This is a genomic window from Comamonas piscis (genome assembly GCF_014109725.1).
Lineage (GTDB): Bacteria > Pseudomonadota > Gammaproteobacteria > Burkholderiales > Burkholderiaceae_C > Comamonas > Comamonas piscis.
Map to the genome: position 1 here is coordinate 4,069,852 of NZ_CP058554.1, position 15,404 is coordinate 4,085,255.

15 protein-coding genes are annotated in these 15,404 nt (G+C 62.0%); 10 read left to right on the top strand and 5 right to left on the bottom strand.

The annotated features are described in order from the left end of the window. Positions 1-382: 382 nt before the first annotated feature. Both HS961_RS18310 and HS961_RS18315 read left to right on the top strand, forming a co-directional pair. Positions 383-748, top strand: coding sequence for a VOC family protein (locus HS961_RS18310; protein WP_182324444.1), 366 nt, complete (start codon positions 383-385; stop codon positions 746-748). 125 nt (positions 749-873) lie between these two features. After that, a complete protein-coding gene (locus tag HS961_RS18315) occupies positions 874-1,410 on the top strand; it encodes an ATP-binding cassette domain-containing protein (protein WP_182324445.1) in 537 nt (178 codons plus the stop codon). A gap of 17 nt (positions 1,411-1,427) precedes the next feature. On the opposite strand, the gene HS961_RS18320 is transcribed toward HS961_RS18315, so the two are convergent. Beyond that, a complete protein-coding gene (locus tag HS961_RS18320; protein ID WP_182328328.1) occupies positions 1,428-2,462 on the bottom strand; it encodes a linear amide C-N hydrolase in 1,035 nt (344 codons plus the stop codon). Positions 2,463-2,603: 141 nt separating this feature from the next. Continuing rightward, on the bottom strand, positions 2,604-3,002 hold the full coding sequence (locus tag HS961_RS18325) for a hypothetical protein (protein WP_238347652.1): 399 nt from the start codon (positions 3,000-3,002) through the stop codon (positions 2,604-2,606). A 192-nt stretch (positions 3,003-3,194) separates the two neighbouring features. Between HS961_RS18325 and HS961_RS18330 the strand changes: the two genes are divergently transcribed. The 4 genes from HS961_RS18330 to HS961_RS18345 all read left to right on the top strand — a co-directional run bounded on the left by HS961_RS18330 (position 3,195) and on the right by HS961_RS18345 (position 8,037). After that, entirely contained in the window at positions 3,195-4,112 is a 918-nt protein-coding gene (locus HS961_RS18330; RefSeq protein WP_182324447.1) for a LysR family transcriptional regulator, read from the top strand. A 220-nt stretch (positions 4,113-4,332) separates the two neighbouring features. Then, positions 4,333-6,696 (top strand): TonB-dependent hemoglobin/transferrin/lactoferrin family receptor, encoded by a 2,364-nt coding sequence (locus tag HS961_RS18335; RefSeq protein WP_182324448.1) that lies wholly within the window; start codon positions 4,333-4,335, stop codon positions 6,694-6,696. A gap of 30 nt (positions 6,697-6,726) precedes the next feature. Continuing rightward, the gene (locus HS961_RS18340) at positions 6,727-7,242 is read left to right on the top strand and encodes an EF-hand domain-containing protein (protein WP_182324450.1); all 516 of its coding nucleotides are present in this window, start codon (positions 6,727-6,729) and stop codon (positions 7,240-7,242) included. 3 nt (positions 7,243-7,245) lie between these two features. Then, positions 7,246-8,037, top strand: a complete 792-nt coding sequence (locus tag HS961_RS18345) for a DUF4198 domain-containing protein (protein ID WP_182324452.1) — start codon at positions 7,246-7,248, stop codon at positions 8,035-8,037. Between the two features lie 85 nt (positions 8,038-8,122). Here HS961_RS18345 and HS961_RS18350 read toward each other — a convergent pair whose 3' ends face one another. Next, the gene (locus HS961_RS18350) at positions 8,123-9,043 is read right to left on the bottom strand and encodes a LysR family transcriptional regulator (protein ID WP_182324454.1); all 921 of its coding nucleotides are present in this window, start codon (positions 9,041-9,043) and stop codon (positions 8,123-8,125) included. A gap of 98 nt (positions 9,044-9,141) precedes the next feature. On the opposite strand from HS961_RS18350, the gene leuC reads away from it, so the two are divergent. Genes leuC through HS961_RS18365 form a run of 3 tightly spaced genes read left to right on the top strand, consistent with a single transcriptional unit; the run spans position 9,142 to position 12,111 of the window. Further along, entirely contained in the window at positions 9,142-10,557 is a 1,416-nt protein-coding gene (gene leuC / locus HS961_RS18355; protein WP_182324456.1) for a 3-isopropylmalate dehydratase large subunit, read from the top strand. Further along, positions 10,550-11,233, top strand: coding sequence for a 3-isopropylmalate dehydratase small subunit (leuD, locus tag HS961_RS18360; RefSeq protein ID WP_182324458.1), 684 nt, complete (start codon positions 10,550-10,552; stop codon positions 11,231-11,233). Before leuC ends, leuD begins: the two co-directional genes overlap by 8 nt. Next, positions 11,233-12,111 (top strand): alpha/beta fold hydrolase, encoded by an 879-nt coding sequence (locus tag HS961_RS18365; RefSeq protein ID WP_182324460.1) that lies wholly within the window; start codon positions 11,233-11,235, stop codon positions 12,109-12,111. The genes leuD and HS961_RS18365 overlap by 1 nt, the downstream gene beginning before the upstream one ends. A 202-nt stretch (positions 12,112-12,313) precedes the next feature. Here HS961_RS18365 and HS961_RS18370 read toward each other — a convergent pair whose 3' ends face one another. Both HS961_RS18370 and HS961_RS18375 read right to left on the bottom strand, forming a co-directional pair. Then, entirely contained in the window at positions 12,314-12,862 is a 549-nt protein-coding gene (locus HS961_RS18370; protein WP_182324462.1) for a hypothetical protein, read from the bottom strand. A 449-nt stretch (positions 12,863-13,311) separates the two neighbouring features. Then, the gene (locus HS961_RS18375; protein ID WP_182324464.1) at positions 13,312-14,220 is read right to left on the bottom strand and encodes a LysR family transcriptional regulator; all 909 of its coding nucleotides are present in this window, start codon (positions 14,218-14,220) and stop codon (positions 13,312-13,314) included. A gap of 154 nt (positions 14,221-14,374) precedes the next feature. Here HS961_RS18375 and HS961_RS18380 point away from each other — a divergent pair, with 154 nt between their 5' ends. After that, entirely contained in the window at positions 14,375-15,151 is a 777-nt protein-coding gene (locus tag HS961_RS18380; protein ID WP_182324466.1) for an SDR family NAD(P)-dependent oxidoreductase, read from the top strand. Positions 15,152-15,404: the final 253 nt, after the last annotated feature.

A 15,404-nucleotide genomic window follows, 5' to 3' on the forward strand; every position in this document is an offset into this window, starting at 1 on the left:
GACGAGACAGCACCGCTTGTTGCGTGCTGCACGCTGAAAGCAAGCCACCAGAGCGAAGCGCATGCGGCGCTGTCACCGTCCGATGGATTTCTGCGTGGATGGCGTGGGCTGGTCAGCGCCGGAAATCCTCAAAGCCTTGCAGCGACTGCCCCGCTTGGATTAAGGACAGCAGCCTGCAAAAGGCGGTCCCCATGGTACTTATCAAATACGAATCAGTCTCATACTCAATATCATTTTGTGACGTATTAGCAACAGTTCTGTGACATTGCAGGCCGATCCCATCGCTGATGCGCGGAGCAGCAGGCCGCGGCCTAGCAAGCGCCAGCCACCGTGTGCTGACAAAGCAAGCGCCCCAGCGATGCCGCTGCCATAATGGCCCGCCATGACCATCGCCCTCAGCACCCTGCTCATCTACGCCAAAGACATGCAACGCACGGCGCGCTTTTATGTCGATCATTTTGGCTATGCCTCTGACTGCAAGGTGGTCGACGGCCTGATCAGCCTCCAGCCCCTGCACGGCGGCGCGGAGATCCTGATCCACCAGGCCGCCAAGAGCCTGAAGTTTGGCTCTGCGGTGCTCAAGCTCAGCTTTAGCGTGGCCGACGTTGAGCAGTTTGTGGCACAGGCCGCCGCCAAGGGGCTGGCATTTGGCAGCCTGCACCAGGCCAATGGCTATGCCTTCGCCAACACCAAGGACCCGGACGGCAATTCCATCAGCGTGTCGAGCCGCCAGTACCGGACGAGCTGAGCAACAGGTCAAACGATCGGCATCGTCACCGGCAAGCGGCGCAATTCCAGGCCAAGGGTTTGGCTAGAATCCCCCCTCTTTGCCCGTGAGCAGCACAGCGGGCCACAACCCGGCAAAGGATGGAGATGCGCTATCTGGTGGTAGGCACAAGTGGTGCAGGCAAATCAACCCTTGCCCAAGCGCTGGCAGAGCTGACGGCGTCCCGCTATATCGAGCTGGACGCGCTGTACTGGGGGCCGGACTGGCAGGCCGTGCCGACGGAGCAATTCCGGCAACGGGTGGCGCAGGCCACGCAAGGCGAGCACTGGGTGGCCGATGGCAACTACAGCGATGTGCGCGACATCCTCTGGCCGCAAGCCAGCCATGTGCTGTGGCTCAACTACAGCCGCTTTACCGTTTTCTCGCGCCTGCTGTGGCGCACGCTCCGGCACAGCATCACGCGCCAGCGCCTGTCGCACGGCAACCGGGAGTCGCTGGCGATGGCCTTGTTCTCCAAGGATTCGATCCTGCTGTGGGCCTGGACCACCTATGCCAAAAACCAGCGCAAGTTTGCAGCGCTGCGCGACGACCCTGCGTTTGCGCATCTGCAGTGGGTAGAGATCCGCAAGCCTTCGCAAGCAGCAAAGGCGCTTCAGGCCATCGCAGCATCACCAAACCGGTAACACAGCACCGCACCGCCTTACTGCAGTCCCAAGAACTTGAACGGTTCCGCCGGCTGGAACGACCCCGTCGCATCGCCCGCAAATGCATGGTTCTGGTTGGGCCCCAGATCGAGCTTCATCACCTTGCCCGCGTCAGCGCTGAAGTTCAGCGCCTTCAGGTCCACCCAGAAGGTATTGGGCGTCAGGGCCGATTCAAAAAAGTAGAGCTTGCGCTTGTGGTCAAACACCGTGCGCCAGCGCGTCGATGAGATATTGGGCTCGCCGGGCGTCGTCAGGCCATAGGGCACGGAGACATTGCGGATGACGCTGAACACACTGGCCAGCGCCTTATTGGGCGCCTGGTCCTGCGGCACGGCATTGATATAGAAGGCAGCGCGGGCATAGCGGTCAGCCGCGCGGTTGGTGCCCGGCAGCATGACGGTGCCGCCAATCTGCTGCCAGTAGCTGTTCAGCGCCAGCTGCTGGTCAAAAATGGGGGAGTTGGTCATCACCTGGTACTGGCGGCTGTGGTGGATGACCTGGCGGCCGCCGATGTATTCGACGATAGCGCTGTCGCCGCTCGCATCCGACATCGACAGGTGCAAGGTGGTGAGCCGGTCTTCGCCGGGCACGCTGTCCGAGACGATGGTGAAGGGTTGCTGCTCCAGCACCTTCACGGCCTCGGCCACAGTGGCAAAGTTATCCAGCACATACTGCGCCCAGGCGGCAATCGTCAGGCCGGGCTTGCTCTTGTCATCAAACTTGGGGTACTCCGATTCCACCAACCACAGCAGGTTGGCGCTCAGGCCCGCCTCGTTGACGCCATCGGTCGTCGAGATGTCATAGCCCGAGGTCACCACGCTGCCGTAGCGCGATGTCCAGCGCAGTGAGTTGGGCCCTGCCTGGCCCGTGCGCTCCATGCCGCGTGGCAGCACCCAGAGGTTGCTGGTGATATCGCTCTTCCAGTCCATCGAGCGCGCGGTAATCACCTGGTCATTCGCGCCCAGGTAGACCACGCGTGTGCAGGCCATGGCGCTGCTGAGGGCGCTGAGGCCCAGCACGCTCGCCAACATGGCCGCAGCCAGCTTGCGCGCAGGCAGCAGATTCTTCTTGTTCGTCATTGGTCTCTCCCTCCCATCGGTTGGTTTGGCTTTTTTAGGACAAGCCCGCAGGCCGCGCCTACCGCATCGGGCAGGAGCGACCCTGCTGCTGGTTTACTGCGCGCTGGCCTTCCAGGTTCCGTTGGGCTGCTTGCAGAACCAGAACTGCCATTCCTCCTTGAGCTTGCCGGAGGGGCGGCTGGCTTCCACATTCAGCAGGCGGCAGGTGTCGGCCTTCTGGGTCTGGCTGGTTTGCAGCGGGGTCAGGGCCATCTGTACTTGGCGCGAGCGCGGGCCCTGGCTGCTGGTCCACTGCGTGGTGCTCTTGTCGGCGGCGTTGTTCAGCACATCGCCCACGGCCTTGCGCAGCGCAGGCACATCCTTGGCGGGCACGCTGGCGGTGATGGTCTGGTTCAAAAACGACAGCGGTGCGGCAGAAGCGGCAAAGGCCAGGCCACCCAACATGGTGGCCAGCACGGCGGAAGACAGGTGGCGTGCAGCAGGCTTTTTCATGGTGTCATATCCTCTCGTTGAATTTTTCGGTGCGATCAGGTGCGCCGCTTCTGGTCTGCCCGGCAGACATGCATAGCGGACGTCGCCCGGACCGCGTTATCAGCGAGTTGATCATATTCCATATAGTCTGATCAACCCACCCTATGACACCGACTTCCATCCCTGGCCACAGGCCCCAAGCAGGACCGCTCCATGCCCCGCGAAAACATCAATGACTTGCTGGCCTTTGTTGCGGTGGCGCGGGAAGGCAGCTTTACCAAGGCCGCTGCGCAACTGGGCGTGTCGCAGTCAGCGCTGAGCCACACCATCCGGGGCCTGGAGGCCCGCATGGGCGTGCGCCTGCTCAGCCGCACCACACGCAGCGTCTCACCCACTGAAGCGGGCAGTTACCTGCTGGCCCGCATCGGCCCGGGCTTTGACGAGATTGAATCGGGCGTCGCCGCGCTCAGCGATTTTCGGGATACACCACGAGGCCATGTCCGCATCACCACGGCCGAGCATGCGGCCAACACCGTGCTCTGGCCCAAGCTCGCGCCGGTGATGCAGCGCTACCCCGATATCTCCATCGAGATCAATGTCGACTACGGCCTGGGTGACATCGTCGCGCAGCGCTTTGACATGGGCATACGCCTGGGCGACCAGGTCGCCAAGGACATGATCGCGGTGCGCATCGGGCCCGATTGGCGCATGGCGATTGTGGCAACGCCCCACTACCTGGAACGCATGCCCGCACCCCAAACGCCGCAGGACCTGGCCGCCCACCAGTGCATCACCATGCGCCTGCCCACCCATGGCGGGCTGATGGCCTGGGAGCTGGAGAAAGACGGCGCTGCGGTGCAGGTGCGCGTGCAAGGCCAGTGGGTGTTCAACGGCAGCCGCGCCATGCTGCGCGCTGCGCTGGCTGGATTTGGTCTGACCTATGTGCCCGAAGACATGGCAGCCCCCCATCTTGCGCAGGGTGAGCTGGTACGGGTTATGGATGACTGGTGCCAGCCCTTCAGCGGCTACCACCTGTACTACCCGCACCGGCGTGGCATGTCGCCTGCGATGCGTGTGGTGGTGGATGCCTTGCGCCACAGCGAGGTTCCTGCCTTGCCTACAGTGTTGTAGAAGTGAGCAAATGCAAGAGAATCGACGCAAATGATAATCATTTTCATATAGAATCGCATTTTTCAGGCGCCAGCAATAACAAAACCATGCCATAAGGGCCTGCTGCAAACCTCGTTCTGAGGGCTCTGCAGCGGACCCCTCAGCCTGCATCATCCGCATGCAGCACAGGTCAGTAGCCAGCAGTCTTTCCTTCCCCTCTTGCTTTAACTGGCTGGACCCTATGGCTTCTCGCACCTCTTCCCAGGCGCAGCGTATCTCTGCGCGCGCCACTTCCACTTTCCAACCCCGTTACCTGGCCGCCGCTGTCGCCGCGCTGGTATCCGCCGGCGCCCTGGCACAGCAGGCTGCCCCAGACCAGGCGGTGCTACTGGCACAGGCCGAATCGACGATGCCCCAAGTGACGGTGCAGGCCAAGGCAGAAAAGGCCCCCGGCACGATCACCGTGATCTCCGGCGAGGAGCTGGAAAAAGCCAACAGCATGGCCGACATCTCGCGCTACCAGCCTCTGGTGTCGGCCCCCGGCACGGCATCGGGCACCAGTCGCAACCGCAGCAGCTTTGACCGCTCGGGCACCACGGGCTACAACATTCGCGGTATCGAAGGCAATCGCATCGGCATGGATGTGGACGGCATTGAGATGCCTGACGCCAGCACCCGCCCCTACGTCAGCCGCGCCGGCAACAACAGCTTTGGCATTGGCCGTGACTTTATCGACCCCGAGATGTTCTCCTCGGTCGGTATCCAGTCGGGCACTACCACGGCCCGGCGCGCAGCCGGTGGCATTGGCGGCGCTGTCAGCTTCAAGACCAAGTCGGCCAGCGACTTTCTGCGCAATGGCAATAACAGCTACTTTGGTGGCAAGCTCGGCTTTGACTCTGCCGACCACTCCTGGAACGAAAGCATCACCGCAGCGGGCAAATCCGGCAGTCTGGATGGCCTGATCGCCTTCTCGCGCCGCGATGGCAAGGAGACCCAGAACAACAGCGCCCTGGGCATCAAGGCATCGCTGGAAGACTGGCATTCCAACGCACTGCTGATGAAAGGCGGCCTGCAGATCGATGCCGAGAACCGCCTGGAGCTGTCTGCCGACCTGTACCGCCGCAGCAACCAGAGCCAGTTCTATGGCTGGAGCACCGACAACAGTTCCATCACGCAAAACAATAGGCAGGACAGCGACACCAGCCGCAACACGCTGCAGCTGTCGCACCTGTGGACGCCCACCGACGCCTTTGTGGATCAACTGGACACGCGCCTGTTCTTCCAGAACACCGATACCAAGGACGTGACCGACACCACCACCTTGGCGAGCGGCGCCGTCACGCGCAACCTGTCGCAAAACAAGACCAAGGCCTGGGGCCTCTCGACCACCGGCGACAAGCGCATCGACCGCCACCGCTTGAGCTTTGGCTTCAATGCACAGACGCAGAGCCAGGAGCGCCCCTGGGACGTGGCTGGCTACATGAAGCCGCAGCCCGACACCGACACCACGCGCCTGGGCGCCTTCATCCAGGATGACATTGGTTTTGACGTCGGCGGCAAGCGCCTGGGCGTGATCCCGGCGCTGCGCGTTGACCGTGTCAAGGTGGAACCCAAGCACCTGGGCGATTTTGCCGAAGGTGCGTTGACCGAAGACGCCGCCTCCAAGCTGTACAGCAACCTCAGCAGCACCATCTGGAGCCCGAGCCTGGGTGTTACCTATGAGCTGACACCCAAGTTCATCGCCTACGGCCAGTACAAGCGCAGTGGCCGTGCACCGACGGCTGGCGAAGTGTTCGGCTCTTGGAACATGGACCAGAGCTACGCCGGTTCTGCCCAGTACGCGCTGATCGGCAACAGCAACCTCAAGCAAGAGACCAGCAACGCCTTTGAGCTGGGCGTCAAGGGATCGCCCACCGACGGCGTGCTGTTCAATGCATCGACCTTCTACACGCGCTACAAGGACTTCATCGGCTACACCCGCTACACCCGCGCCAGCGCGCCCGACAAGTTCAGCAACGTACCCGCACACATCGGCACCATCTACCAGGCCGAGAACCGCGACGAAGCGACCATCTACGGCCTGGAAATGAGCGCCCGTCTGGACCACGGCCAGTGGGCCCCCGCCGTCAAGGGCCTCTACTCGACCTGGGCGCTGGGCCTCGCCCATGGCACTTCCAAGTCCAATTATGCGGGTGACAAGGATGTGGCGCTGGATACCGTCCAGCCGCGCAAGGCCGTCATCGGCGTGGGCTATGACGCACCGATGCGCGCCTGGGGCGTCAACATGACTGGAACCTTTGTGGCCGGCAAGCAGGCGCAGGCCACCAACCGCGAGAGCTATTCCAATGCCGGCACTGAAATTGCCGACTCCAGCATCGAGCAGTTCCGCGTGCCCGGTTATGCGCTGTTCGATCTGTCGGGCTACTGGCAGATCAACAAGAATGCCCGCTTGAACGTCGGCATCTATAACCTGGCAGACAAGCGCTACTGGGATTACGCCAGCAGCCGCAGCCTGCAGCCATCCGTCGCCAAAGACCAGCGCGACATCCAACTGCTGACCAACCCCGGTCGCACCTACGCCGTTTCGTTGAACGTCAATTTCTAAGCTTTTTTCCCACTACGAAAGGACCCCAGCATGAACCGCTTTTCCGCCGCCATGACCGCAGTCGCAGCCGCCGCGCTGCTGACGGCCTGCGCCAGCAACGACAGCAAGACCGCAGCCCCCGCCGCTGCTGCCAAGACCGAAGCCAAGGGCCCCGCCACCCCCGTGGGCGGCCACGGCCACAATGCCTTTATCGGCGGCTATGACGCCAATCGCGACGGCGTTGTCACCCGCGAGGAATACGACACGCTGCGCAAACAGCGCTTTGTCGCCGCCGACACCAACAAGGATGGCTGGCTGAGCGAGGCCGAATACGTGGCCGAGTTTGAAGGGCGACTCAAGGCCCAATACGCCGCCGCAGGCAAGAAGCCCGACCAGCAGTACGAAGGCAGCATCAAGCAGGCCCATGTGCGCTTCCACATCCTCGACACCAACAAGGATGGCAAGCTGAGCATCGAAGAGGAAATCGACATCGCCAACAAGACCTTCAAGAACGCCGACCGCAACGGCGACGGCGTGGTCAATGCAGCCGACATGGCAGGCCAGTAAGCCATGCAAGCGCGCCATCTGTTTGCTGCGCTTGCCGCTACGTTCAGCCTGAACGTCGCCCAGGCCCACATGCCCTTTTTGCTGCCCAGCGTGTTTGATGTGCAGCCCAAGTCCACCATCAGTGTGGATGCGGGCTTTGCAGAAAAACTCTTCCTGTCCGAAGTGCAATTTGGCGAAACGCCGTTCAGCATCACCACGCCCTCGGGCACCGTGCTGCCGTTTGGCGATGTGCACCAGTTCAAGACCCGCACGGTGGCGGAGCAAAAGCTGCCCGACGAGAAAGGTAGCTACCGCCTCTCCAGCGGCCCGCGCCTGGGCGCCATCTTCCGCAGCTGGGAAGTGAATGGCAAAACCACCGTCGTGCGCGACCCCAAGGCCGTCATGCCCGAAGGTGGCGTGATGAAGGTGCACTACCAGTCGCTGTCGGTCTCCGATGCCTATGTCACTGCCGGTGCGCCCACCCCCATCAAGCCTTATGGCAAGGGGCTGGAGATCGTGCCCAGCACGCACCCCAGCGATGTGTTCGCCGCAGAGAAATTCAACTTTGCAGTGCACTTTGATGGCAAGCCGCTGGCAGACCACAAGATCAGCATCTACCGCTCGCCGATGGACCTGCAAGGCCAGAACAGCGTGGATGAGCTCAGCACCGACGCGCAGGGCGACATCAGCTGGACCCCGAGCAAACCGGGCATCTACATGGCCCTGGTACGCCATCGCGCCCCAGCCCCCGAAGGCGCTGCCGCGCCGACCTATGGCTACAACTACACGCTGACCTTCCGGGTACTGGCGCAGTAGTGTTGCTCAGGGCTGCGGCACGCGAAGGGCTTGCTCCGTCCCGAGCAAGCTCCCCGCAGGGCCACGGCCCGCTTTTCATCGCCCATCACCAGCGGGCATCCGCCCTCCCCGGCGGGCGCTGCGGCGCGAACACCTCGACCAGATGGTCCACCAGGGCCTTGGTCTTGGCGGGCAGATGGGCCCCGCCATGGAACTGCACATAGATATCAGCGGGCGGCAGCCGCCATTCCGGCAGCACCGGCAGAAGCTGGCCCCCGCGCAGCAGGGGGCCGACCTCCCACGCGGAGCGCATCAAGATGCCGTGCCCCGCCATCGCCCAGGCCGTGGCCGATTCCCCATCGTTGGCACTCAGCGGCCCCCGCACCTTCACGGTTTCCGTCTGCGCCCCATTGCGCAGATGCCAGGTGCCAAACGCCTCATCGCCCTCGCGGATGAAAAGGCAGGCGTGGCACGTCAAATCTTGCGGTGAGGATGGCACGCCCATCGCCTGCAGATAGCGCGGCGAGGCACAAAGCACACGGCGGTTGCGAGCCAGCACCCGCGCCGTCCAGCGGGAATCCGGCATATCACCCATCCGGACCACCAGGTCAAAACGGTCCTCCAGCAGGTCGGCAGGCCGGTCGCTCAGTTGCAGCTGCACCTCCACTTCAGGAAAGCGCTGTGCGAATGTCCCCAGCGCTGGCGCAATATGCCGACGGCCAAAGCCGAAGGTGGCATTGACCCGCAACAGGCCCTGCGGCACGGCAGCAGCCCCGCCAATGGCGCGTTCCAGCGACCCGAGTTCGGAGAGCAGGCGCGCACCCTCCACCAGGTAGCGCTCGCCCTCAGGCGTCAAGCTCATGCGGCGGGTGGTTCTTTGCATCAGCCGGGCACCCAGCCGCGCTTCCAGTGCCGCAAGGCGCTTGCTGACGGCCGGACCGGTGATACCCAGCTGCTGGGCCGCACTGCGCATGCTGCCCTCTTTGCTGAGCAGCGCAAAAAAGGCGATGTCAGAAAATCCATCCATTCGTAACTCCAGCGACCGAAAGTCATGCTTTGCCGCGCATTGTATATTTCCGCCTCAGCTGTGAGACTCGGAGCCATCGCGTACACAGAGCCCCCCCCATGCACCGCACCCTTTACCGCAAGCTGGTCGACGCCCATACCGTCACCCAGCTCGACGCGCAGAACGTCCTGCTGTTCTGCGACCTGCACTTGATGAACGAGTACACCAGCCCCCAGGCCTTTGCCGGCCTGGACGAGCAAGGCCGCCAGGTGCTGGTGCCCGGCCAGAACATGGCCGTGGTCAGCCACGTTATTCCCACCGACCCGGGTGCTATCCGCATCATCCGCGATGCCGCGCCTGCCCTCCAGGCCAGCAACCTGCGCAAGAACTGCGACCAGCATGGCATCCCTCTGTTCGACACCCAGGATGCGCTGCAAGGCATCGAGCATGTGGTGGCGCCTGAGCACGGCATGGTCCGGCCTGGCATGGTGGTCATTTGCGGCGATTCGCACACGACCACCTACGGTGCGCTGGGCGCGCTGGGCTTTGGCATCGGCACCTCGGAGGTCGAGCATGTGCTGGCCACGCAGACCTTGGTGTACCGGCTGGCCAAGGACATGCGCATCCAGGTCGATGGCCTGCTGCCACTGGGCACCACCGCCAAGGACCTGATCCTCATGGTCATCGGCCATATCGGCGCCCAGGGTGCCCGGGGCCATGTCATCGAGTTCTGCGGCACGGCATTCGACGCCATGTCGATCGAAGCCCGCTTTACCGTGTGCAACATGGCCGTCGAGGCAGGCGCCCGTGGCGCCTTGATCGCGCCAGACCAGAAGGCCGCAGACTATGTGCTGGCGCGCTCTGCAGACTTGATCGGCCCCCTCCAGCAGGTCGCCTTGCAGCACTGGGCCAGCCTGCGCAGCGATGCAGGCGCGGTGTTTGATGTGGAGCACCATTTTGACGCCAGCGCCGTCCCCCCGCATGTGACCTGGGGCACCAGCCCGGACCAGGTGGCACCCATTGGTGGCGCGGTTCCCGATCCCGAGACGCAGGCCGCTGGGCCTCTGCGCCGCAGTACCGAGCAGGCACTGCGTTACACCGGGCTGGCCGCAGGCACGCCGCTGGAAGGCATCGCCATCCAGCATGTCTTCATCGGCTCCTGCACCAACGCCCGCATTGAAGACCTGCGGGCCGTGGCCGAGGTGGTGCGCGGGCGCCAGGTGGCCCAAGGGGTTCGTGCCATGGTGGTGCCGGGCTCCGGCGCGGTCAAACAACAGGCCGAAGCGGAAGGCATTGCCCGCCTGCTGCTGGATGCCGGCTTTGAATGGCGCGAGCCGGGCTGCTCCATGTGCCTGGCGATGAACGGCGACATCCTGGCCGACGGTGTGCGCTGCGCCTCCACCACCAACCGCAACTTTGAGGGACGCCAGGGACGCGGCGCCATCACCCACCTGATGAGCCCTGCGATGGCGGCCGCCGCCGCCATCACCGGCACCATTACCGACGTTCGACGTCTGGAGACCCCGCATGCGTGAGCAACACATCCTGAGCGGCAAGATGGCCGCTCTGGCCATCGAGAACCTGGACACCGACCAGATCATGCCCAAGCAGTTTCTGCACGGCATCGACAAGGCCGGGCTGGACAAGGGCCTGCTGTACGACCTGCGCTTTGATGCCGCAGGCCACCCGCGCCCTGACTTTGTGTTGAACCGGCCCGAGCGCGCCGATGTGGAGATCCTGGTGGCCGGCGCCAATTTTGGCTGCGGTTCCAGCCGCGAGCATGCCGTCTGGGGCCTGCAGCAGTACGGCATCCAGGCGATCATCGCGCCCAGCTTTGGAGAAATCTTCTACTCGAACGCGATGAACAACCAGTTGCTGCTGGTCATGCTCCCCGAGGCAGACATCGCCCAACTCATGGCCGATGCCGACCGCCTGGAGACCGCGCATGTCCATATCGACCTGCAGGCGCTCCGGGTCAAGAGCCAGAGCGTGGATGCCGCCTTCAGCCTGTCGGAGCGCCACCACCGCATGCAGCTGGAACGCAGAGACATGATCGGCCTGTCGCTGACGTACCAGGCTGACATCACGCACTTTGCGCAGCGCCACTGGGAGGCCTATCCTTGGCTCAAAGACGTGGCCCTGCGCACCCGCCAACAATTGGGTGCGACGCCACGCGCCCAGCAACCGGTCCGCTTTGGAGGAAAAGCCTGATGTTCGAGCGTTTTGACACCCGCGATGTAGCCGTGAACGGCACCGTGATCCGTTGCCGCGTCGGGGGCAGCGGCCCCGCACTGCTGCTGCTGCACGGCCACCCGCAGAGCCATGTGATGTGGCACCGGGTAGCACCGACATTGGCCGAAAAATTCAGCATCGTCTGCGCCGACCTGCGCGGCTATGGCGACTCGGCCCGCCCCGGGGCCAGCCTGCACCATGCCGCCTACAGCAAACGCACGATGGCCCAGGACATGGCCGATCTGATGACCAGCCTGGGCCACCAGCAGTTCCGCCTCGCCGCCCATGACCGAGGCGCCCGTGTGGCCCACCGCCTGCTGCTGGACCACCCTGGCCGGGTGCAACGCGCCATGCTGCTCGATATCGCGCCGACCTTGGCCATGTACGAGCAGACCACGGAAGCCTTCGCCAAAGCCTACTGGCACTGGTTCTTCCTCATCCAGCCCGCACCGCTGCCAGAGCGGCTAATTGACTCTGACCCCGCCGCCTACATCCGCGATGTGATGGGACGCCGCCACGCGGGCCTGGCCGCCTTCGCGCCAGACGCCCTGCAAGAGTACCTGCGCTGCATCGCCATCCCAGGCACCGCCACCGCCATCTGCGAGGACTACCGCGCATCCGCCGGCATCGACCTGGAGCACGACCGTGCCGACAGGGCCAACCGCCACCAGGTGACGACCTCGCTGCGCGTGTTATGGGGCGCAGAAGGCGCCGTGGGGCGCTGCTTCCCGGTGCTGGACCTGTGGCGCGAGGCGGCTACTGACGTCAGCGGCAAGGCGCTCGACTGCGGCCACTACATTGCCGAAGAACAGCCGGCCAAGCTGCTGGAGGAGATGGGGAAGTTTTTTGCCATCTGATGGGCGGTGATGGAAGTGGTCATCTCGAGGCTCGCTGAGCGCATCAGCAGGCCTTCTTGGGATGCGAGGGACGATCACTGATCGGCTGCTTTGGAGCCCAGCGCATGGTGACCTCTACTGACCGGTCTGCGACTGTCGCAGACGGCGTCCTTGCATGCAACGCTGCGGAACGCCATTCGCCAACGCGCAGACCGTCTGCGATTCATTGCTCATCCTCAGGTCTCAGCTCTGAATACGTCCAAGGCAGGCTGACGAGAAGTGCCTTGGCATCTACGTCAAACTCTTGCCTGTAGTGGTGCTGGTGTGGAAACGGAATACGCGGATCACCCAGCTCGAAACCCAGTGCGTTGAGCCTTTCCTGGTACCGCCCGATCGGCCCGTAAGCAAAGATTTGATCGTGGCGGTCCCAGACAATAGTCGCCCTTTCTTCCACCGAATAGGCCCAAATATCAAATCGCGCATCGCCGCTTAGAAACGCGCCGAATCTGCCGATGAAATCTTGAAATTCCTCCAGCGAAAGTACTGGACTTTGGTAGCGGCCTTCCGCCCCTTCACCTCGCGACGTGTGAAGAACAAAGAGCAGAAGATAAGGCGGTGAGAGACTGGCCACGAGCGTCGTGAACGGCAAGGCATCACCAGCGGGAACGCCTGCTATAAAACGCTCCGTGGAGTCCACTGATGAAACTGCATACACCGGTCCCTGCGAGAACGGAGCCCAACCATGGGCCAGGAAATGGGAAAGTTTGTGCATCTGCGATAACCACTTGAATGTCGTCCTCTATTTCACACAACCACGGCCAGAGCAGACCATCGGATTCGACTCATCCAGGCCGAATCGAGAAATCCTACCAGCAGAGCCCATGGTGACGCTCACTAGATATACGGCCCATTCAGGGACCTGACTCTTTCCACCGGAGGTGCAGGCCTGGAAGCCTAAAGACCATTGCGTTGCTGGCCAAGTGGCGAAACTCCCCTTCACGCCAGCCTGATGGATGTCCAATGGAGCATGCAGAAAAGGAAGATGCCGTGCGCTGGGCATTGGAGATGTGCCGGTGTATACCTGAACGAACAGGGTGACTGCCTATAACAAATTCACTAGCTACGACTCGACTGCAAAAGACGCCTTGCGTCTCATCTCCATTTGCGAGGGATACGCAAAGGGAACCTATCCGGGAGAGGCGTATTTTCCCGGTCCCCGCATTAGTCAACAAGCTTGCCTACGAAGTCAAGCAGTGCGCGTGTTTTCCTAGGTACGTAACGCCGGGACGGATAGTAGGCGTACAAAGGGAATCTATAGTCGGACCACGTCGGAAACACTGGCACTAGCTGACCAGCACTCACGTATTCCTCCGTTCCAAGCTCAAAAAGCTGAGCTATTCCAAGCCCAGCCAGGCAGGTGCTGTAGACCGTTCCTGGGTCATTGACGGTCAACATGCCTTTGGGCTGCACCAGCAATTTTTTTCGTCGTTGCTGAAATTCCCAGGGGAATGGCTTACCTGTCACTGGCTCTCGGAACAATATGCACTTGTGGTGATGCAACTCCAGATCGCGTGGATCTGTGGGATGCCCAAATCGCTGCAGGTATTGTGGTGATGCCATTGCCAGCACTCTGGTGTCAAACAGCTTTCTCGCCACAAGCGATGATGTCTGAGGGTGACCAAAACGAAGCGCCACATCAAAGCCGTCTGCCACCAGATCCCCCAGCTCATCCTTGCTACGCAGCTCGATCTCCAGCTCAGGGCAACTGTCCATGAAGTCCCCCAAACGGGGCGCAAGAATGAACCTTGCAAAAAGGGGATCTACATTGACACGCAACTTCCCCCGCACTTGCTGTGCATCCCCTGCAGCGCTCCCGGTCGCCTCTGCCAGAGCACCAATGAGCGGCATCACTTCTTCATAGAAGCGACGTCCTTCATCGGTCAAGCGTACCTGACGTGTAGTGCGCTCAAAAACACGGATACCCAACCTGGCTTCAAGACGTGCGACCGCCCTGCTGACACCGGACTGAGACAAATCCACCAGCTCAGCCGCTTTGCCGAAGCTACCGGTGTCGACAACGGCAGCCATCACATCCAGCCCTTCCAAGAGCTGTGTACTGAACGCACTCATATATGACTACCACGCATAAATATTGTGATTCTCATGCTATCGCAATTCAAGGCTTGGTGGCTCAGAATTCCCCCATCGCCAGAGACATCTGATCTGGCAGAGACGAGCGGTCAGCAGCCCTGTTCCAGATAGCTCGTCGCAGAAGGAGAAATTTATGTCGAGAATTTTCATCACCGGATCCTCCGACGGTCTGGGCCAGATGGCCGCACAACTTCTGGTTGAGGGCGGTCATCAAGTGGTCTTGCATGCCCGAAACAAGGAACGCGCAGTGCATGCGATGGCACAGGTTCCGGGAGCCCAGGCCGTGCTGTCTGCCGATCTTTCGAGCATTGAGGAAACCAAGGCGCTTGCGCAAAAATTGAATGATGCAGGCCATTTCGATGCAGTGATACATAACGCAGCTGTGGGCTTTAGCGAGCCTCGACGCGTAGCAACTATTGATGGCCTACCGCATGTGTTTGCGGTGAACACACTAGCTCCCTACATCCTCACTGCGCTTATGCATGCGCCCAAAAGGTTGGTTTACATCAGCTCAAGCTTGCATTTAAGTGGTGATCCATCGCTGGGAGATCTGGCGTGGGAAAGCCGGCGCTGGGGCGGCACACAGGCTTATTCGGACTCCAAGCTGCATATTGTGTTGCTGGCATTTGCCGTCGCTCGCCACTGGCCTGGCGTGCTTTCGAACTGCGTCGAACCAGGTTGGGTTGCAACCAAGATGGGAGGGCCTGATGCCACGGATGACCTTGACCTGGCATATCGCACTCAGGCATGGCTCGCCATCGGGACCTCTGCTTCGCATCAAGTAACCGGCGATTACCTCTATCACCAGCAATCGGCACAAGCCCTGCGTGCCGCCTTCGATCCCGCTCTGCAAGACCGCCTTTTGCAAGCCTGTGCCCAGTTGAGCGGCGTCGCGCTTCCATCTCACTGAGAGCCGCTAGCACGATCCAGCAAACCGAAGGCGTCCCCAACTGGGCGTCCCCGACTAGGCGTCCCCGACCAGGCATCAAGCCGCAGCTCATACAGGCTTATGGCAAGGCTTGAGTCGGCCGGCCAGGCAAAGGACGCATCAAGGCTGGTGTCAGCAGCTCGAAAGCGACGCAGGTCCAAACCAGCCACGTGATGGTTCCACACGGGTAAGGCGCAGCTATGTCCAAAAAGCGGACTTCTTTCTCAATCCTCCT